We start from the raw sequence: 21,229 nt of genomic DNA on the forward strand, positions 1-21,229 counted from the left end.
GCCTTATTACAGTGTTCCTGCTCTATGCCGGGCAAGGGATACCGCTCGGGCTATTCGACTTCGCAATTCCGGCCTGGATGGCGGTCAATGGGGTGAAAGCAGAGGACATCGGTTTCCTGGTCGCGATGAGCAGTATCCCCTGGAGCCTCAAGTTCTTTGCCGGCTTCATGATCGATCGTTACGCCATTCTCTCGATGGGTCGGCGACGCTGCTGGATCATGGGCGCGCAAGCCGTGATCGTCGTTTTTCTGATCATTTTCGCGATCATAAACCCGGGCCCACAGGATATCATGCTGTTAGGCATGGTGGCGCTCGCCGTTAATACGGCGGTGGTGTTTCAAGATGTCGCCGTCGACGCGCTGACAGTCGATATCCTGCGCGAAAAGGAGCGGGCCATCGGCGGCGCCCTTGCTTCGGGTGGACAGGTGCTCGGCATCGCGGCATCTGCATCTCTTGCCGGCGTGATCGTTTATTCCTTCGGTGCCGGTGCCGCCTACATCATGTGCGCCGCACTAGTGCTGGGCGTCACTCTGCATATAATCTGGCTTACCGAGCGCAAGGGCGAACGGCGCCTGCCTTGGACGCGAGGCACGACCCATCCATTCAATTTAGACCATGCGCCGGAAGGCTGGCTGCCGATGCTGACGGAAACGCTGCGCAACACGTTTGCGCCCATCAGCCTCGCCTGGATCCCGGTGATCATGGTCAAGGGCCTGGTTTACGGCGTTTGTCTCGTTTTTTTCCCACTTGTTGCGTCCCAATATGGTGGCTGGAGCGAAGCCGACATCGGATCCGTCAACGGGACCGCGCAACTGGCCGCAGGAATTGTGGCCATCGCGATAGGCGGCTTCTTCGTCGCCAAAATCGGCGCGCAACGTGCCATGCTGCTCTTCACACTCTGCTCGATAGGGCTGTTGACGTGGATGCTGACAAGCCAGTCCGTCTGGGCGGCCTCGGGGGTGATAAACATCTTCGGTTTTGGCTGGACGATGATCTACGTTCTGGGCGGCATCGGGCAGGTGGTGATCATCATGCGGCTTAGCCCGCCAAGGATCGCGGCGGCGCAATATTCAATCTACATGGCATTTTCGAACATGGGGATCAGCCTCGCCGGCATAGCGATTGCTGCCGTGGCGCTTTTCTCTACGCCTGAAGGCATGCTGATGCTGCTGATCGGCGGGCAAGTTCTGGCAGGGCTAATCCTGCTGGTGGTCAAATTTCCCACCGCGCAAATCGGCATGTCGCCCGATGTAGACGAAGCCACGAGTTACCTAACGGGCCAGACGATATCGGCATCGAAGGCGGCTGGCGCATGAGCACCGACGTGAAGCCACCTCGGGTGGTCGGGGTTTTCAGCGCAAGCCTACTCAATCTGAATGGGATGATCGGGGCTGGAATTTTTGCGCTGCCTGCTCTGCTCCATGCAGGCCTCGGCAATTATGCGCCATTTGCGATTTTGCTTTTTGCGATACCGTTGGTCTGCTTGGCAGCGATCATCGCAAAGCTATCCACGCTGTTTGAGAGGTCAGGTGGCGACCAGCTTTACGTAGAAACGGCGTTAGGGAAATATGCTGGCTTTCAAGTTGGCTGGTTTGCGATTTGCGGCAGCAGCACCGGAAGGGCGGCAAACTTTCATGTGCTGGTTACTTATCTGGCCGCATTATTTCCGTTCTTTGAAGGTCCAATCGCTCGTCCGGTAACAATCGCTTCGCTGATTTTTTTAATGACTGTTCTAAGCGCGATCGGGACAAAAAAGTCGGTTGTCGGTGTGTGGATCGGCACGTTTGTGAAACTCGCGCCGCTGGTGCTTCTGTGCGCCCTCGGTATCGGTATGAACGGTATCCCCGAAGACACAGAATTGCCGAGCTTTTCCGAGCTGGAATCTGTCGCCCTTTTGATCGCCTATGCCTTTTCCGGTTTCGCGACCGCAGCCAATTCTGCCGGCGAAACCAAGAACCCGCGCACCAGTATTTTCCATTCGATCTTTTCAGCTCTGGCTGTCGTCGCGATCTTCTATGCCCTTGTTCAATGGGCCTATATCGTGACCGCTCCTGAGGTAGGTGCCGGGGATACGCCGCTGGCTGCTGCCGGAGAAAAATTGCTTGGGCCTTGGGGCGCTGTGATGATCAGTGTCGCAGCAGTTTTCTCAATTACCACCAATCAGCTGACAGGGTTTATCGTTTTCCCTCGCATCCTTTTCGGAATGAGTAAGAGAAATCTGTTACCGCGCTTCTTTGGCCATGTGTCGTCACGTTTCCTGACGCCTGATTATGCGATTATATCATTCGGCCTGTTTGTGATGGCAATTGCACTATCAGGTTCGTTCGCGACACTGGCGATCTTGCTCGTAGCCGTGGAGCAGATCATTTTCACTTTAGTGCTGATCTCGTTTATTCTGTTCTGGAGGAGCAATTTCCGGGGTTTGAAGGACGCCAATGGTCCGCGTTGGCTTGTGGTATTCCCTGTGGCAGTCGCCATGGTCGCTTGGATGTCAATGCAGATACCCGCGAGCGCAAGTTACTCGACGGCACTGATGATCGTGATTGGAACACTACTCTACTTTCCGGCCAGAAGCAGGGTGTCGCGCCAATTGCCTGAGGCTGAGCGCGCATAACGACCGTAGTCAGACTGCTGGGCGACTTGCCAAGCACCATCACTAGAAACCTGGTGTCCGCTTTCCACCCATATTGGGACGTTGGCTGATGACACCCGGCAGGAAGAGCAGGCGGCGTGCTTTGAGGAAAATAGCAAACCGCCTCGAATACCCCAATTTCGAGTGCGTTGCGCAACTCCCGGATCGGGGCCGCTAGGGGACTGTCCGTCTTCAAGTCCATCGGTTCAAAAGCTGACGATTTGGAAGCGACCCCATTTCCTGAACACAGGCAATCCCGCGTGACAATCGGGCCATGCCATCCTAGCAGGTTGTGAGTGACTGTTTCTTGTTCCCAAGCGACCGCGGTCAACGCGCGGCCCTCTATGCCAGACCCCCGTCAGCTGATGCGCGACCTTCAGGTGTTTCGCGATCCGAAACCGGCGCGCAGCCTGTGGGAGCTCGGCGTTACACTGATCCCTTTTCTCGGACTGTTCGCCGCCATGATCTTGGCTGTCGACGCTGGTTATCTGTTCGCTCTCGCGCTTACTCCGCTCGCTGGCCTGTTTCTGCTACGGCTCTTCATCATCCAGCACGACTGCGGCCATGGATCCTTCCTGCCCAGCCGCGCGGGGAATGACTGGTTCGGCCGGATGCTCGGCGTCTTTACGCTTACACCCTATGATTGCTGGAGCCACAGCCACGCGCGTCACCATGCCATGACCGGCAATCTGGACAAGCGCGGCTTTGGCGATGTCGATACGTTGACCGTGCGTGAATATTCCGAGGGATCGTGGGCAAAGCGGCTCGGCTATCGTGTGTACCGTCACCCGTTGACCTTGCTTGGGCTAGGCCCCGCCTATCTATTCCTGCTGCGCCATCGTCTGCCGGTGGGCCTCATGAAGGAAGGTTGGAAATTCTGGACCAGCGCGATGGGCACCAACCTTGCCACCCTAGCAATGCTTGCCGTGCCGGTATGGCTTGTCGGCTTCAGCATTACGCTTGCGGTGTTCCTGCCGACCCTGCTTTTCGCAGCGAGCATGGGCGTGTGGCTGTTCTATATCCAGCACCAGTTTCCCGAGGCATACTGGCAAAGCAAACCCGATTGGTCGTTTGCCGAGGCCGCTTTAATGGGCAGCACCCACCTGGACCTGCCGCCGGTCCTGCGCTGGTTCACGGGTAATATCGGCATCCATCACGTGCACCATCTGTCGAGCACGATCCCGTTTCACCGCCTTTCCGAAGTCCTGAAGGCGCATCCGGCGCTGCGCGATCTCAACCGGTGCACGGCATGGAACTCGCTCAGCGCCTTTCGGCTGGCGCTTTGGGATGAGAGGCAGCAGCGGATGGTGACGTTTGCTGAGGCGAGGGCTATGACAATCTAGACCTGCGCTTTCTCGGAGGCGAAGGAGGACTATCCGCCTGCGGTAGTGGCTTTCGCTTTCGACCGTTAGCGGACCGCTAACGGACCGTCAGCTTTCGGACGTTTTGTCGGCAAGATAGACATCCGTGGCCCCATGAGGCGGTGCGAGACGTTACCTTTACATGACCATGCACCACACGCGCACCGGGCGCGGAAAACCACTCCTCCTCGTCCATGGACTAGGGGCGACCTGCCACTCGTGGGATACGATTGCGCCCGCGCTTTCCCAAGTCAGAGAGGTGATCGCCGTGGACCTGCCCGGCCACGGGCAGACACCCGAGGAGGCCGACAGCGGCACATTCGACGGGCTGGCGCGCAGTCTGGACAGCTGGCTCCGCTCCGAGAATCTGACAGGTATCGATATGGTGGGCAGTTCGCTGGGCGCTCGCCTCGTGCTCGAGATGGCGCGGCGCGGCCTGTCGGGCGCGGTGGTCGCACTGGATCCGGGCGGCTTCTGGCAAGGGTGGGAGCGCACTTTCTTCAAGGCCACGATCACGCCATCGGTAGCGCTGGTTCGCGCGTTGCGGCCGGTACTTTCAGCCATTACCGGAAGTGTCGCGGGCCGGACCGCACTAATGGCCCAGCTATCTGCACGGCCGTGGGCGCTCGACCCGGAATTCGTCGCGCGCGAATTGAAGGCGTTGGCCGATACGCGCACCGTCAACTCGCTTGTGAAAGACCTCGCCAACGGTGCGATGCAGGAGGGGCCTGCAAACACATCTGCGCCCGTCGTCATCGGCTGGGGGCGCAAGGATCGGCTGTGCCTACCGCAGCAGGCGGATCGTGCGATGAAGGCTTTCCCTGGAGCGACGCTGCACTGGTTCAAGCATAGCGGACATTTCCCGATGTGGGATCGCCCGGAAGAGACCGTACGCGTGATTCTGGATGCGACCAGCACGCCGGAATCGAGGTGATGCTGCGACTCGGCGGCGGCCAATTCCAGAGCCTGCGCAGGAGATAATCCCCCAAGTGGGCTCCATTGTTGGGCCGCTATCCGATTGTCGCTCGCACGGCGGCTGCACAGGGATAGCCGACGGATATCCTTGCAGGATTTAGCGCGAAAAGCGTTGGCGGCAACGCGCAGGGCGAGGGGCAAATGCCCGTTAGCCCTTGCGCGGGCCCTTGTCCTTGCGGCCACTGTGCGGGGCGCCGCCCTTTTTCGGGAAGCGCGGCTTTCCGCCGCCGCCGTGCGCGCCGCGTGGCTTGACGAAGGGCTTGCTTCCGCCCCGCTGGCCTTGCTTGCGGTTGCCGCGGGCCTGCTCTCGCGGCGCTTCGGGTGAGGGCTCGATGCGGATCGAGTCCTGCGGGTCCTCGCCCCCGGCGGTCCGCACCAGAGCGTCCGCGAATTTGTCGGCGATCGTGCGCGGGATCTGGAAATGCGTTTCGGACGGTCCGATCCGGATCGCACCGACTTCGTTGCGGGTGATGTGGCCGCGGCGGCAGAGCAGCGGCAGGATCCAGCGGGGATCGGCATTCTGTCGCCTGCCCACGTCCATGCGGAACCACAAGGTATCCTCGAAACCGGGACGGTGACGCTCCTTCTTCGAAGCCTCCCGCGCTTCCTTGGTGTTCGGCGTCAGCTCCTCGGCCTCCGGCAGCTTTGCGCGGTGGGCCTGGACCAGCATCGCAGCGATCTGTTCGGGCGTCCGCTCGTCCAGCAATCGCCGGGCAAGGGCCGCATCTGCGCGCGCGACGCGGCTTTCCGCGTCGGTCTCGTCGGCAGGCTCAACAGGCGCGAGCAGTTTTTCGAGCAGGCGCTCGCCATCCTTTGCCAGAACCGCTTCCCGGCTCGGCGGATCAATCCACTCGGCCTCGATCTTCGCGTGGCGCAGCATGGATTCTACGCGCTTGCGCCGCGGGTAGGGCACCACGAGGACCGCGGTCCCTTTCTTGCCTGCACGGCCGGTCCGGCCGGAGCGATGCTGCAAGGTTTCCGCATCGCGCGGGATCTCGACGTGGACGACGAGGCTGAGCGAGGGCAGGTCGATGCCGCGCGCCGCGACATCGGTCGCCACGCACACGCTGGCACGCCGGTCGCGCAGGGCCTGCAGCGCCTGGTTTCGTTCCGACTGCGAATGCTCGCCAGACAGCGCGACGACGCCGAAACCGCGTTCCTGCAAAGTCGCGTGCAGCCGGCGCACGTTGTCGCGCGTGGCGCAGAACAGCATGGCCGTGTCGGCATCGTGGAAGCGCAACAGGTTGACGACCGCGTTCTCGACCTCGTGCGGCGGCGTCGCCATTGCCTGGTAGGCGATGTCGCCGTGGCCGCGTTCGCTGCCCATCGTGTCGATGCGCAAGGCATCGCGCTGGTAGCGCGCCGCAAGCCGCTCGATCGCGCGCGGCATGGTGGCGGAGAACAGGAGGGTGCGACGCCCGTCGGGCGTCGCATCGAGAATTTCCTCCAGGTCGTCGCGGAAGCCCATGTCGAGCATCTCGTCCGCCTCGTCGAGCACCACTGCAGCCAGCGCCGAAAGGTCGAGCGCACCGCGTTCGAGGTGGTCGCGCAAGCGACCCGGCGTGCCGACCACGATGGTGGCGCCGGCGGCGAGCGCGCGGCGCTCTGCCTGCGGGTTCATGCCGCCGACGCAGGTCGCGATACGCGCGCCGGCGCGGGCGTAGAGCCACGCGAGTTCCTTGCTGACCTGCAGGGCGAGTTCGCGCGTCGGCGCGATCACCAAGGCGCGTTGCGCACCGCGGTTGCCGGCGGGCGGACCGTCGGTCAAAAGCTCTTCCGCCATGGCGAGCCCGAACGCGACGGTCTTGCCCGAACCGGTCTGCGCCGACACGACGAGGTCGCGGCCCGCCGCCTCCTTTTCCAGCACCGCCGCCTGCACGGCGGTGGGTTCGGCATAGCCGCGCTCTTGCAGCGCATCGGCCAGAAGGGGGGGAAGGTCGGTAAAGGGCATCGCAAAACTCGCAGTCGAACGGGCACGGGGGCGCAGCACGAGCGCGGTGATCCGGTGCAGGGGATGGGTGTTGTCCGGCGGCGGTCAGCGCGCGGCCGGATCGTGTTGCGCCGCCCCTACACCATTGGGGCGGTTCTGGCTCGCCAAAAATGCTGCATGTGCGAAATTACTCGCCGGCGGGACGGTTCTGCCGTCCTTCGATCAGCCCTTCGACCAGCGAAGGGTCGGCTAGCGTGGACGTATCGCCCAGCGATCCGTAGTCGTTTTCGGCGATCTTGCGCAGGATGCGGCGCATGATCTTGCCGCTGCGCGTCTTGGGCAGGGCGGGGGTGAAATGGATGTGGTCGGGCGTGGCGATCGGTCCGATCTCCTTGCGTACCCACTGGCGCAGCTCTGCCGCCATGCCGTCCGAAGGCTCCTCGCCAGCATTGAGCGTGACGTAGCAGTAGATGCCCTGCCCCTTGATGTCGTGCGGATAGCCGACGACCGCCGCTTCGGCGACCTTGGGGTGGAGCACCAGCGCGCTTTCGACCTCGGCCGTGCCCATGCGGTGGCCGGACACGTTGAGCACGTCGTCCACCCGGCCGGTGATCCAGTAATACCCGTCATCGTCGCGGCGGCAGCCGTCGCCGGTGAAATACTTGCCGGGATAGGTGCTGAAATAGGTCTGGATGAAGCGGTCGTGGTCGCCATAGACCGTGCGCGCCTGACCCGGCCAGCTACGGGTGATGGTGAGGTTGCCCGATGCAGCGCCTTCCAGCGCGGCACCGTCGTTGTCGACCAGTTGCGGCGCGACGCCGAAGAACGGCAGGCCCGCGCTGCCCGGTTTCATGGCGTGCGCGCCGGGCAGGGTGGTGATCATCACGCCGCCTGTTTCGGTCTGCCACCAGGTGTCGACGATCGGGATGCGCCCGCCGCCCACGGTCTCGTGATACCAGCGCCACGCCTCCGGATTGATCGGTTCGCCCACCGATCCGAGCAGCCGCAGGGCGGACAGGTCGTGCTTCGCCACATGGGCATCGCCTTCGCGCATCAGCGCGCGGATGGCGGTGGGCGCGGTGTAGAAGATGTTGACCTTGTGTTTGGCGCACACCTGCCAGAAGCGGTCGTGGTCGGGATAGTTGGGCACCCCTTCGAACATCAGCGCGGTCGCGCCGTTCTGGAGCGGGCCATAGACGATGTAGCTGTGCCCCGTGACCCAGCCGATATCGGCGGTGCACCAATAGACCTCGCCCGGGCGGTAATCGAACACGTAGCGGAACGTGGTCTCGGTCCACACGGCGTAGCCGCCGGTGGTATGAAGCACGCCCTTGGGCTTGCCGGTCGATCCGCTGGTGTAGAGGATGAACAGTGGATCTTCCGCGTCCATCGGCTCGCACGGGCATTCGTCGGACAGGCCGGCGGAATATTCGTGATACCAGTGGTCGCGCCCTTCGCTCATGGCGACATCGCCGCCGGTATGGCGGAGCACCAGCACGCCTTTCACCGTGACCTTTTCCAGCGCCGCATCGACATTGGCTTTCAGCGGGATGGGCTTCGATCCGCGCAAGCCCTCGTCCGCGGTGATCACCCAGTCGCTGGCGCAATCCTCGATCCGCCCGGCGATGGCATCGGGGGAAAAGCCGCCGAAGATCACCGAATGCACCGCGCCGATGCGGGCGCAGGCGAGCATGGCGACCGCGCCTTCGGGCACCATCGGCATGTAGAGCGTGACCCGGTCACCCTTCGCCACGCCCATCTTCTTCAGCGTATTGGCCATCAGGATCACTTCGGCCTGCAATTCGGCGTAAGTGAGCGTGCGCACTTCCCCGGCCGGATCGTCGGGTTCGAAGATGATCGCGGTCACCTCGCCGCGCCCGGCCTCGACGTGGCGGTCCACCGCATTGTGGCAGATGTTGATCTTGCCGCCGGTAAACCAGCGGATGTCCACCGGGTCGAACGACCAATCGGCAACCTTGGGGGGCTTTTCGAACCAGTCGAGCCGCTCCGCCTGTTCTGCCCAGAACGCGTCGCTGTCTTCCAGGCTGCGCTGATACATCGCCGTGTATTCGTCGGCGGAGCATCGCGCGTCTTGCCTTGCATCGGCGGGCACGGGAACGAGGGCGGCGGGATCGGACATGGGGCCTCCGGATGCGGGTAGGTGCGGCGTTCCGCCAGCATAAGCACACCGCGGCCCGTCGGCGCAATTGCGGCCCGCCCTTTCCAAGCCGCGAAGGAGGCGGCATGAAGGCGGCGACAGGGGAGGGGGGACACGCTTGCCAAACGCCGGGACCAGTCGCGCATGAGCCTGCCGCGCCCGCTCGCGGCCCTGCGCATCGGCATCACCGGCCACCGGCCGCACCGCTTGCCGCCCGATCTCTCGCCCCTGCGCGCCCGGCTGGCCGAGACGCTTGGGGCGATTGCCGTGCGGTTGGAAGATATCCGCAGGGAAAATGCCGGCCGCTTCGGTAACGAGGCGGCATCGCTGACAATCGTCAGCCCGCTCGCGGCAGGAGCGGACACGCTGGCAGCGGAAGCGGCGCTGGCTGCAGGATACGGTCTCGACGTCTGCATGCCGTTTGCGCCCGAACGATACCGCAAGGATTTCTCGGCCGAGGAGCGCCCCGTGTTCGAGCGCCTGCTGGCCCGCGCGGACCGCGTGCTCTCGCTGCCGGGCGAACGGCTTTCGGACGAGGAAAGCTATTACGCCATCGGGGCGACTGTGGTCGAACAATGCGACCTGCTGCTGGCGATCTGGGACGGGAAGCACTCCGGCGGGCGCGGCGGCACGGCGGATATCGTCGAGTTATCGCTGGCGAGCGGGACGCCCGTGCTGTGGTTCGATCCAACCGGCACATCGGCGCCGCGCATGGCGTGGCCCGACCGCGAAGGATCCGCCCGCGGGCTGGTGATCGTCGATCCCGCCTTGTGGAGCGAGGCCACGCCGGATCGGATCGAGTGGATCGTGGACACGCTGGCGACACCGCCCGACGATACCGACGAACAGGCGCTCGATCGCTACCTGACGCGCCGCAGCAGGGCCTGGCCCACGCTGATGGCGGTGCTGGGCGCGGATAGCTGGGGCAAGGCGCTGCGGGGCAGGCCGCCGGATTATGGCGACGCCGCGATCCGCAGCAGCCTGTCGGCCTTCGGCAACGACGCGGCGAGCAGCTTCCTGGTCCGCAGGTACGATGTGGCCGACCGGCTGGCGACCGCGCTGGGGCAGCAGCTGCGCAGCGCCTTCGTGGGCAATTTCGTGCTCGGCGCGCTGGCGGTGGCGCTGGCGCTGGCCGGGCTGATCCTGCCGGACGCGAAGCCCGGCCTCGTGCTCGCCGAACTGCTCGTCATCCTGCTGATCATCGTACGAACCCGGCAGGCGACCCGGCAGGGCTGGCACCGGCGCTGGATCGACCTGAGGAACTTGGCCGAGCAATTGCGGGTCCTCCCGCTGTCCGCCTCGCTCGGTAACCTTGGCCTCGGCATCGGGCCGGAATCGCTCGGCTGGTCGCGCTGGTACGCACAGGCGAGCGCGCGCGAACTGGGCATGCCGGGCGGCCACCTGACCGAAAGCAGGATTGCCGATATCCGCGACAGGGCCATCGCGCTGGTCGACGACCAGGCCGCCTATCACCGCAGCAATGCCGCGCGCATGGGCAAGGCGGAGCGCCGCCTGCGCCACCTTGGCGACGTATTGTTCGCGCTGACGATCGTGTGCGGCGTCGCCTGGCTCGCCTTGACCGGACTGGGCCTTGGCCATGTAAAGATCCTCGGCACCGATGCGGCGAAGTGGACGACGTTCTTTACCGCCCTGTTCCCGGCTGTGGGCGCGGCGCTTTACGGCATCCGGATGCAGGGCGAATTCGCTGCCGGGCAGGAACGCTCGCAAGACCTTGAGCGGGTGCTCGTCGCCCTCAGGTCCGACATGGCAGCGGATGCCGTCGACGACCGGCACGTCGCGGCGCGGCTGCGCCAGCTTTCGGCCATTCTCGGTTCCGAGCTCGACCAGTGGCGCAGCCTGTCGGAGAAAAGGCCGCTGGAGCTGCCGGGCTAGGATGTCGCAAATTTGCAAAGGGATTAAGCAGCTTGCTGCCCTAGGGTATATCGCCTAGCCTCCCTACTTTCCGGGTCGACAGGAAATCGGGCGCCACAGGGGGACCACCTTGGCCGACGTATTCGTGTCCTACAAGTCCGAAGACCGCGATGCCGCGGCCCGGATGGTCGCGGCCCTGGAAGCCAGCGGCCTGTCGGTCTGGTGGGACCAGCACATCGGCACGGGCGACGTCTGGCGGTCCGAGATCACGGAACAGCTCGACGGCGCGAAGGCGGTGGTGGTGCTGTGGACCGCCAGTTCGGTCGGACGCGAAGGGCGCTTCGTGCAGGAGGAGGCGCAGCGCGCGCTGCATCGCGGGGCCTATCGCCCCGTCCTGCTGGAAGATGTCGCCCTGCCGCTCGGCTTTTCCGAGATCCAGGCCCATTTCCTGCTCGACTGGGACGGCAGCCACCGGGCGGAAGCGTTCCTCGGCTTGCTCGCTTCGGTCCGCCACATGGTCGCCCATGCACCGCCGCCCGGCGGACCGCCTTCGCTCGGCCCTGCCGGCCGCACGTCGCCCGGCACGCCGACGCCGGCCGCACCCCGCTCGCGCGCCGCCGAAGCCTCCAGCGAACGGCGCACCGTCACCCTGCTGCGCGCCGAATTCGTCCACGGGGAAGACGGCGAAGACGATCCCGAATATTTCGACGAGCTGATGATGCGGCTGGAGGAACGGCTCGAAGAGCTGGTCGACGGGGAGCGGGCCTCGCTCCTCCAGCTAGATACCGACGGGTTCTCCATCGCCGTGGGGGCGGAACGGGCGCAGGAGGACGACGAGCTTGCCGCCGCGCGGCTGGCATTGCTTGTCGGCGATGCGCTGCGCACCGACCCCGGCATAGAAACGCGCATCGCGCTCGTCACCGGCCTTGCGGTGGTCACGCACCGGCCCGGGCTGAGAGTGACCGGCAGGCTGCTGGCACGGGCCGGGGAGATGGTTCGCTGCGCCCGGCCCGGCCATGTCCTGATCGAGGCGCCCACCGCGCGCCGGATCGGCGGATCGCTGATGATGGAAGAGCTCGAGGACGGGCTGCACGCGGTGACCGGGCACGGCAATCGCGGCGCATCCGCGGCCCCGGCGGACCATGCCACGCCGCTGATCGGCCGGCAGCAGGAGCGCGAGCGGCTGCTGCAGGCGCTGTCGCTGGCGGAGGCCGGGCAGGGCCGCGCCATCAGCATCATCGGTGAACCCGGCATGGGCAAGACCCGGCTGGTGCACAGCTTCCTTGCCGATTGCGCGGAGCGCGGGGCCATCGTCGGCCACGCGACCTGCCGCTCGCATGACCGGACGCGCCCGCACGGGCCGTTCGGCGATATATTGTCCGGCTTCCTCGGGCTGGGCGATATCTCCGCGCAGGACGACGCGGCCGCGCTGGCGCGCGGACGGATCGCCGAACGCCTGCCCGACCTCGTCGATTACACGCCCTACATCATGCAGCTGACCGGCATTCGCGGGCACGGACTGGAGGATGACCGCGCGGGCGCGGGCCGGGCGCTGGTGGGTGAGGCGATCCTTTCCGCGATGGTCGCGCTGGCGGAACACCACCCGGTCGTACTGCTGATCGACGACCTGCACCTGGCGGACGAGGCGACGCTGGAAACGCTGCTGGCGACGGCGGAGGCCTGCGCCTCGTTCCGCATCCTGTTGCTGTGCGGCACGCGCCCGCTGGCAGCCCCCCTGTGGCCAGCGATGCCGCATTGCGAACAGATGGTGCTCGACACGCTCGATATGTCCGAGGTCGAGGAGCTGATCGGCCGCGCGACGGGAGCGGAAACGGTGGATGCGGAACTGGTCCGGCTGATCCACCGCCGCACCGACGGCGTGCCGATGTTCGTTGAGGAACTGACCCGCGTCCTCCATGCCAACGACCAGTTCACGCTGGAGCAGGGACGCCTGAAGGCCAACGGGCCGCTGGAAGGCGTGAACCTGCCGCGCTCCATCGATGCGGTCGTGCGCACCAGGCTCGACAGTCTCGACACGGGCCTGCGCGATGCGCTGCGCAAAGCGGCGGTAATCGGACGGCAGTTTTCGTGGGCAATGCTGCGCGACCTGATCGGCGCTTCCGGCCCGCCGGGCCTGCTGCTGGGCAAGGCGGTGTCGCTGGGCCTGCTGCAGCAGGTGAAGGTAGGCCCGCAGGCCGAATACCGTTTCCGCCAGATGCTGACGCAGGAGGTCGCCTACGACAGCCTGCTTTCGAAGCAGCGGCGCGAGCTCCACGGCCGGATCGGGGAATGGATCGAGCGCAACCGGGCTGACGGGCTGGAAACCGAGGTCGAGGAACTGGCCCACCACTTCCTGCTGGCGGAGGACACCGAAAAGGCGATCGGCTATCACATCGCGGCGGGCGAACGGGCGTTCGGCTGGGGCAGCATGAAAGTGGCGAAGGAAATGTTCGCCGTCGCCGTCCAGCTGATCGAGACGCTTGATCCCAGTCCGCAGCAGAGCGAGCGGCTGCTCAACGCGCTGGTCATGGAAGGCAATGCGCTGGTGCTGTCGCAGGGTTACCATTCGCCCGGCATGCGGGTGATGCTGGCGCGGGTGGAGGAACTGGCCGAGAGCCTGCCGCCGGGGGACGCGCGCTTCGCCGCGCTGTGGTGGGTCTGGCGCGTCGCCTACAATTGCGATTCGATGGACAAGGCGCGCGAATTCGTGGCGCAGTTGCAGCAGGTTGCGGAGATGTCGGGCGACGGGGCGCACCGCGTCGCCGCGCTGACGGCGGACGGCATCATCAGCCATTTCGAAGGCGAGCCGGCAAAGGCGGTCGAGAAACTGGAACGCGCCGCAGCCATGATGTCGCCGGATGCACACAGGGCCGAGGGGCCGCTGGCGGAAATAGGGCCCGAAGTCTGGCTCGACTGCTTCCTCGGCCTGGCCAGCATCCTCACCGGACAGATCGCCAGCGGGTGGGAAGCGCTCGACCGGGCGCACGCCCGCTCCGTGGAGCTCGATCACCCGCACCTTGAATGCTTCGTCCTCATCTACGTCCAGAACGCCGGGCTCGCGCTCGGGGACATGGAGCGGGTGCGCGAGGCCAACGACCGTTCGCTGGTGCTGTCGCGAAGGCACGACCTGCTGCACTGGGAGATTTCCACCCGCGTGCTGGCCGGGCAGCTCAAATTCAACGACGGGGATGTTGAAGGCGGGTTGGCCGCGCTGGCGCTGGGGGAGAAGCACGCCGCCATCGTCGGGGTCGGTCTCGTCCTGTCGGTAGAGCTGGGCAAGGCGCTGTCGACCTTCGCTTCCGGCGACAAGGCGGGTGCACTGGCCCTGCTCGATGCGCTCGAAGCGCGGATGGACAAGCTTTCCATGCAGTATCTCCGCAGCGAAACAGCCTGGGCGCGCTGCATGATGACCTGGGCGGGTGATCCGGTTGCCGCCCGCTCCGCCGCGCTCGACGAGGCCGCGCGGCTTGCCGGGAAGGGTGGGCATCTGGGAGCGCTGCGGCTGGCGACACGCACTGCGAAACTGATTGAGGGCGCGGGGGAGGTGCAACTGGCGCGCGACGTTTTGGTCGAGCGGCTCGAACCGTTCGATGACCCGGCCTGCGAACGCTGGCCGCTGATCGCCGATGCTAGGGCGCAGCTGGCGCAACTGGAAGCCGGAGAGAAACAGGGGGCTTGATGGGATCGAAATTGAAGGGGGGACCGGTCGGGGGGCATGTGGCGCCCGGATTCGAAAAGGTGCGCGATGTCTTCGCCCGCCATATCGAAACCGACACGCTGGGTGCCGCCTGCACGATCTACCACCGCGGCGAATGCGTGGTCGACCTTTATGGCGGGTGGAAGGACAAGACGCGGACCCGGCCGTGGGAGCACGACACGATCGTGTTGGTCTATTCGGTCAGCAAGGGCCTTTCGGGCGCGGCCTGCGCCGTCGCCGCGTCGAAGGGCCTTTTCTCCTATGACGAGAACGTCGGCGACGTGTGGCCGGAATTCGATGTCTACGGCAAGGGAAAGCTGACCGTGGGGCAGGTCCTGTCCGAACAGTCGGGCGTCGCCGCGCTCGACCTGAAGCTGAACAACGCGCGAATGGCCGATTCCGAATTCTGCGCGCTGGCGGTGGAGCAGCAGAAGCCCAACTGGAAGCCCGGCCAGTACAGCGGCAACCACCCCTATTCGCTGAGCTGGCTCGCCTGCGAGCTGATCAGCCGCCGCGATCCCCGCGAACGCCATCTGGAGCGTTTCTTTGCCGAGGAAGTGGCTGCGCCGGTCGGGGCCGATGCCTTCCTCGGCCTGCCCAAAGACTTCGACCGCGACCGCATCGCGCGGATTGACGGGTTTGGCATGTTCGACCTCGTCTTCCGGCACACCAACATGTCCTGGGCGCTGGTCACCTCGATGTTCTGGCCATGGTCGCTCAGCTTCCGGGCGCTCAACAACCCGCTGTTCCTGAAAGGCCCGGCGGAGCTGGACGAGGAACAGTGGTGGCGGATCGAGCAGGGCGCGGCAGGGGGCATGGCCTCCGCCCCGGCGCTGGCGAAGATCTACAATGTCTTTGCCACCGGCGGCGAAACCTACGGCATCACGCAGGAGGTCGCGGACCAGCTGGCGCGCGGGGCGGACCTGCCGCCGGGTGGCTTGTGGGACCCGGTGCTGCACACCGACCTGCATTATTCCTACGGCTTCGAGAAACCTTCGGGCGGGTGGGAATTCGCCCGCACACCGTCGGCTTTCGGGACCTTCGCCATCGGCGGGTCGATGGCCTTTGCCGATCCGGACGACGAGGTCGCCTATGCCTGGATCACAAACCAGCTCGGCACCTGGCTGCGTGACGATCCGCGTGAGAAAGACGTTCGCGAAGCCTTTTACCAATGCCTGGTGGAGAATGCCCGATGTCAGTGAAATACCTGGTCATGTCCGACCTCCACTTGGGCGCGAAGGAAAGCCTGCTGACCCACGCGGACGAGGAGGGCAATATCCTGCCCGACCCCAGCCCGACGCTGGCCGCGTTCGGCAAGGCGATGCGCGCCACCTTCGAAGCGATGGAGATCGACGAGGGCGGGGTGCAGCTGGTGCTGCTGGGCGATGTGCTCGACCTCGGCCTCAGCCCGTTTGGCAAGGTGTCGCACAGTTTCCTGCAATTCCTGGACGTGCTGCAGCCGGAAGGCGCGGCGAAGGTGTTCGCCCCGGACATCGTCTACATCCCCGGCAATCACGACCACCACATGTGGCGCATGACGCAGGACCAGCAGTTCGTTACGGAGCTGGAGCGCAGCGGCCATGCCAATGCGGGCGATCCCAAGCAGCGGATGGACGATGACGACAGCATCCACCGCGACATCCTCCACACCACCCGCCTGACCGCCTATCCCGACTTGCCGTGCCGGATGCTGTGTGCGCTGATGCAGCGCCACGCCTATTTCCGCGAAGGCAGGTCGCGCATCGCCTATCCCAACTGGGCAATCGTGTCGGACGACGGCAACCGCGCGGTGGCGATGCACCACGGGCACTACATCGATTCCATGTACCGTTCCCTGTCCAACCTGCGCGGGTGGCTGACGGGGGACAAGATGCGGCCCGACACGATGCTGGAGCTGGAACAGCAGAACGGCCCGTGGATCGATTTCCTGTGGTCGGACCTCGGCAGCGCTGGGCTGATCGGGGCGGGCGCGGACACGCTGTACGAAACCCTGCTCGATGCAGGCGCGTCGCACGCGTTTGCGCAAACGATGGCGCGGCGGATCACCGATGCGCTGCGCGCGAAAACCGGCATCCAGCCGACGACCGAGCTCAAGTTCGGCGTGACGGTGAAAGAGATGGTCCAGGCCGCGGTGGACCTTACCGCGGGGCGAGGCGCGGAACAGCAGCGCGACGGATATCGCAGCGTCATGACGCCGAGCGAGGTGGACGACCTGAGGTGGTACATCGGCACCCCGCTCGCCAACCAGTTCGCAGCCTCTCCCACCGGCATCGTGCCCGACGGGCTGAGCTTCATCTTCGGCCACACGCACAAGCCGTTCCAGGACCAGCTGGCGATCGACCGCTACGCCCACCCCGTCAGCGTGTTCAACACCGGCGGCTGGGTTCTGGACCAGCCCACGCTGATGCCGGCGCAGGGGACCGCGGCGATATTGATCGACGACGATCTCAACGTCACGTCGCTGAGGCTGCTGAACGATGTGATCAATGATACGCTGGTGCCGATCCACGCCGCGCAAGCGGGCGGACGCGGGCCGCGCGGCGCGATCCTGCAGGCGGCCGCGGCCAAGGCCGTTGCGGCGACCGCGCCGGCATGGGCCGAGTTTTCCGACGCCGCCCGCGCCCGGATCGAGAAACTGGCGGAAGAGCGCGTCAGCCACTTCATGGACGAGGAAGACGCGCGCAGCGTCGATGCACTGGAGGCCCTGTCATGAGCGGCACTGCGAATATTGGCCATCCCTCGACGGCGCAGGCGCGGATCGCGCGCAGCCTCGACCTGATCGGGGACCATTACACGGTGGTGGTCGTTGGATCGGGTTACGGCGCAGGGGTAGCGGCATCGCGGATTGCGCGCGCCGGGCAGGACGTGTGCTTGCTGGAACGCGGGCGCGAGATGCTGCCCGGCGAATACCCCGACAAGCTGGCCGATGCGCGAGGGGCGATGCAGGCCAACACCTCGCGCGGGATCATCGGCGAGCCGGACGCCATGTTCGACCTGCATGTGAACGAGGACATGTGGGCGCTGGTCGGCTGCGGGCTCGGCGGGACTTCGCTGATCAACGCCAACGTCGCGCTGGAAATGGACCGGCGGCTTCTCGAGCTGGAGCACTGGCCGCAAGCCTTCCGCAGCAATCCGCACTTGCTGGACACCTATTACAAGCGCGCCCGCACGATGTTGTCGGCAACGCCCTATCCGGACCACTATCCCGAACTCGGCAAGCTGAAGGCGCTGGAAGAGGCGGCCGATAAGCTGGGGCAGAAATACTACCGTCCGCCGATCAACGTGACGTTCGAGGACAAGACCAACGCGTTCGGCGTGCCGCAGCCTTCCTGCACCAATTGCGGCGATTGCTGCAGCGGCTGCAATGTCGGCGCGAAGAACACTACGCTGATGAATTACCTGCCCGATGCGCACAACCACGGCGCGCAGATATTCACGCAGGCGCGCGTCACCCACCTTGAACGCGACGGGGACAAGTGGCGGGTGCATTTCGAGCCCAACGGCAGCGATGCACCGGGCGAGCCCGGCAGCGTGACGGCGGATCACGTGTTTCTCGGCGCCGGCAGCCTGGGTTCGAGCGAAATACTGCTGCGCAGCAAGGCGAAGGGGCTGCCCCTGTCCGACCGGCTCGGCAGCCGCTTTTCCGGCAATGGCGACGCGCTGGGATTTTCCTACGACAGCTATTGGAAAACCACGAAGCAGCACGTCACGACCGGCGGCAAGACGGCCGACAAGGTGGTGGGCGAGCCGATCTATTCCATCGGCATCGGCGCGAACGACGTGCCGAAGGAGAAATACCCCGGCCCCTGTATCGCAGGAGTGATCGACATTCGCGACGTCGACAATGCGGAGCAGGGGCTGGTCATCGAGGAAGGCGTGCCGCCGGGCATCGTCTCCACCCTGCTGCCGCCCGCCTTCTTCTTTGCGGAAGCCTATGCCGGCAGCTTCACGCGCTTCGGCTTCGACCAGATCGAACCGCGCCTGCTGGATGCGAAGGCGATGGGGGAGGGCTTCCAGAAGGACCCCGGCAACATCGGCAACTGGGCTTATGAAGGGCCGATGTCGCGGATGCAGACCTATCTCATCATGAGCGTGGACGATGCCGGGGGCAAGCTGACGCTGGTCGGCGACCGGCTTACGATCGACTGGCCGGGGGCCGGCGCTCTGGAAACGATGGAGCGCGACAGCCGCTGGATGGAACTGGCCGCCGATGCGATCTCGGGCCAGTATTTTCCCGATCCCTTGTGGACTGAGCCGCTGGGCAAGAACCTCATCACCGTCCACCCTGTCGGCGGGTGCGGAATGGCGGACGATGCCGCCGACGGCGTGGTCGACGATGGCTGCCGCGTCTTTTCCGGCACGACGGGCGCGGATGTCCATCCGGGCCTCTACGTCTGCGACGGCGCGGCGATGCCGGGCGCTGTCGGGGTGAACCCGCTGCTGACGATCACCGCCGTGGCCGAGCGGGCCGTGGAGCTTGTCGCCGCGCGCGAAGGCTGGACGATCGACGAAGCGATGCGCGAAGAAGGCACCCTGCCGCCCGCGCCGCAGCATGGCGCCGGCAAGGCGGAAGACCTGCCCGACAGCAAGAAGCACTATATTCCCACCTTTGCCGACAAGATCGAACAATGGGTCGGCAGCCATCTCGTCAATCCGGTGGCGCGGGATATCGCGCGCATCGCGCACCTGTTTGAGGAAGGGCTGATCGATGCCGCCAAGGATGCGGTGAAATCGCTGGTCAAGCACCATCCCGACCTGTTGAGCCCGCAGTTCCAGTTCACCGAACGGATGCACGGCTTCGTCAGCACCGAGGGGATCGGCAACGATGCACCGGCGATCGAGCGAATCTCCGACAATTTCACCAATGCCGAGGCATGGGGGAAGGCCGACGGCCAGCCGTGCAGTTTCGAACTGACCGTCCACACGGAAGACCTCAACGACATGGTCAGCCGCCCCGGCCACGCAGCAACGCTGACCGGGACCGTGACCTGCCCGTCGATCACCGCCGATCCGATGGAGGTCGAAAGCGGGACGTTCCACCTGCTGACGGTGGATGAGGACAAGTCCGAAGGCTGGCTGATGACGTACGACATGGTCCTCGCCGGGCCGGACGGTCCGTTGAAGTTCCACGGCTTCAAGGTGCTGGAACAGCGGCAGGGTTCCGACCCGTGGACCGACCTCACCAAGTTGTTCGTCACCATCCATGACGGGGCAGACGGCTCCGGCGATTTGCGCGCGCAGGGTATCCTGCGGCTGAATGCGGAAGACCTGATGTGGCAGGCCAGCACGATGCGGCTGGACCTGCAGAAGGGCCTGGTGGGCTGGCTGATCGGCAAGGTGCCAAAGGCCCGCGTGGCCATCGCCGAATATTTCGCCGCGACCTTTGCCGCCTTCTTCGGCATGACGACGTTCCAGGCCTATGGCGGGATGCTGGCGACGCTGAAGGACTTCCCCCAGTCGGAGGCGAAGGCGAAGGGGCTGGACGAGCCGAAGACGTCGCCGTCGCTGAAGCGGTACGAGCCGCGCAGCCATATCGTGCCGACGGCCGACGGGGTGACCATCGGCCTCACCAATTACCACGGAGGCACGAAAGGCCCTGTGGTGCTGGCGCCCGGATTTTCGGTAAGGGCTTGGTCCTTCGCCGCGGCAACGGTGCCGGACAACCTGGTCGAGCAATTGTGCGCGGCCGGGTACGACGTGTGGCTGTTAGATTACCGCGCCAGCGCGGATTCGGGCAATTCGCGGACCCATCCGCCGGCCTTCACGATCGACGATATCGCATCGAAGGACTGGCCCGCGGCGGTCGATTTCATCCGCCGCTATACCGGCGCGAAGGACCTGCAGGCGATGGCGCACTGCGTGGGTTCGATGAGCCTGCTGATGGGCCTCGCCAAGGGATGGGTGCCGGGCTTCCGCCAGGTCCTGTCCTCCCAGCTCACCCTCCATCCGGTTACCGACTGGCTCAACTACCTCAAGTCCGATCTCGGCATGTCGCTGCTGATGGGGCGCATCTCGCAACTGGACGGCGTGTTCGATTTCACGCCCAATGCGGAGGATGACACGAGCAACGAGATCGACGCGGTCGCCTTCCAGCTGCCCGTGCCGGAAGGGCAGGCTTGCAAGAACCCGACCTGCCGGCGCGTGTTCGGGGTCTATGGCCCCAGTTACGATCACGGCCAGCTTGGTCACGACACGCACGTCGCGCTGGCGAGCATGTTCAGCCGCATCTCGCTCGCCCCCTTTGCCCAGTTGCAGGACATCATGCGGGATGGGCGGGTGGTCGATGCGGAAGGGGAGGACACCTACCTGACGCAGGACAACGCGCGGCGGATGATCCTGCCGATCACCTTCCTGGCGGGATCGACCAACCAGATCTTCTATCCCGAATCCGGGCAGCGGACGATGTCGTGGCTGAAGCGGCACAATCCCGACCACGCCGGGCTGTACAAGCAGATCCTGTTTCCGGGCTATGCCCACATGGACCTGTTCATCGGGCGCAACGCGGGGCGCGACGTCGCGCCGCAGATCGTGGCCGAGCTCGATCGCTACAACTGACCTTGCGCCGGCACCGGCCACGCGGCAGGGCGGGCCCAGTCAGGTGGAA

At 65.2% G+C, this 21,229-nt stretch carries 11 protein-coding genes; 9 read left to right on the forward strand and 2 right to left on the reverse strand.

Features of this window, described 5'->3' with window-relative positions; all coding sequences use genetic code 11:
• Positions 1-11: 11 nt before the first annotated feature.
• The 4 genes from VCJ71_RS12135 to VCJ71_RS12150 all read left to right on the forward strand — a co-directional run bounded on the left by VCJ71_RS12135 (position 12) and on the right by VCJ71_RS12150 (position 4,927).
• Positions 12-1,316 (forward strand): MFS transporter, encoded by a 1,305-nt coding sequence (locus VCJ71_RS12135; protein ID WP_324641382.1) that lies wholly within the window; start codon positions 12-14, stop codon positions 1,314-1,316.
• Positions 1,313-2,614 carry an APC family permease gene (locus tag VCJ71_RS12140; protein ID WP_324641383.1) on the forward strand — a complete coding sequence of 434 codons (1,302 nt, stop codon included), beginning with the start codon at positions 1,313-1,315 and terminating at the stop codon, positions 2,612-2,614. The genes VCJ71_RS12135 and VCJ71_RS12140 overlap by 4 nt, the downstream gene beginning before the upstream one ends.
• Positions 2,615-2,997: 383 nt before the next feature.
• Positions 2,998-3,975, forward strand: coding sequence for a fatty acid desaturase (locus tag VCJ71_RS12145; RefSeq protein ID WP_324641384.1), 978 nt, complete (start codon positions 2,998-3,000; stop codon positions 3,973-3,975).
• A 160-nt stretch (positions 3,976-4,135) separates the two neighbouring features.
• The gene (locus VCJ71_RS12150; RefSeq protein ID WP_324641385.1) at positions 4,136-4,927 is read left to right on the forward strand and encodes an alpha/beta fold hydrolase; all 792 of its coding nucleotides are present in this window, start codon (positions 4,136-4,138) and stop codon (positions 4,925-4,927) included.
• 189 nt (positions 4,928-5,116) lie between these two features.
• Here the strand turns inward: VCJ71_RS12150 and VCJ71_RS12155 are convergent, their stop codons facing one another.
• Both VCJ71_RS12155 and acs read right to left on the reverse strand, forming a co-directional pair.
• Positions 5,117-6,919 (reverse strand): DEAD/DEAH box helicase, encoded by a 1,803-nt coding sequence (locus VCJ71_RS12155; protein WP_324641386.1) that lies wholly within the window; start codon positions 6,917-6,919, stop codon positions 5,117-5,119.
• Positions 6,920-7,085: 166 nt separating this feature from the next.
• Positions 7,086-9,038: an acetate--CoA ligase gene (gene acs, locus VCJ71_RS12160; RefSeq protein ID WP_324641387.1), complete on the reverse strand. Its 1,953-nt coding sequence runs from the start codon at positions 9,036-9,038 to the stop codon at positions 7,086-7,088.
• A gap of 162 nt (positions 9,039-9,200) precedes the next feature.
• Between acs and VCJ71_RS12165 the strand changes: the two genes are divergently transcribed.
• From VCJ71_RS12165 to VCJ71_RS12185, 5 genes are all read left to right on the forward strand, one after another.
• On the forward strand, positions 9,201-10,949 hold the full coding sequence (locus tag VCJ71_RS12165) for a hypothetical protein (protein WP_324641388.1): 1,749 nt from the start codon (positions 9,201-9,203) through the stop codon (positions 10,947-10,949).
• Positions 10,950-11,058: 109 nt separating this feature from the next.
• Positions 11,059-14,607 (forward strand): AAA family ATPase, encoded by a 3,549-nt coding sequence (locus tag VCJ71_RS12170; protein ID WP_324641389.1) that lies wholly within the window; start codon positions 11,059-11,061, stop codon positions 14,605-14,607.
• Positions 14,608-14,645: 38 nt separating this feature from the next.
• On the forward strand, positions 14,646-15,827 hold the full coding sequence (locus VCJ71_RS12175) for a serine hydrolase domain-containing protein (RefSeq protein ID WP_324641390.1): 1,182 nt from the start codon (positions 14,646-14,648) through the stop codon (positions 15,825-15,827).
• Positions 15,818-17,338 carry a metallophosphoesterase gene (locus VCJ71_RS12180; protein ID WP_324641391.1) on the forward strand — a complete coding sequence of 507 codons (1,521 nt, stop codon included), beginning with the start codon at positions 15,818-15,820 and terminating at the stop codon, positions 17,336-17,338. The genes VCJ71_RS12175 and VCJ71_RS12180 overlap by 10 nt, the downstream gene beginning before the upstream one ends.
• Positions 17,335-21,180, forward strand: coding sequence for a GMC family oxidoreductase N-terminal domain-containing protein (locus tag VCJ71_RS12185; RefSeq protein WP_324641392.1), 3,846 nt, complete (start codon positions 17,335-17,337; stop codon positions 21,178-21,180). Before VCJ71_RS12180 ends, VCJ71_RS12185 begins: the two co-directional genes overlap by 4 nt.
• Positions 21,181-21,229 lie beyond the last annotated feature (49 nt).

Source organism: Pseudoblastomonas aquimaris, assembly GCF_035481675.1.
Classification (GTDB): domain Bacteria; phylum Pseudomonadota; class Alphaproteobacteria; order Sphingomonadales; family Sphingomonadaceae; genus Alteriqipengyuania_B.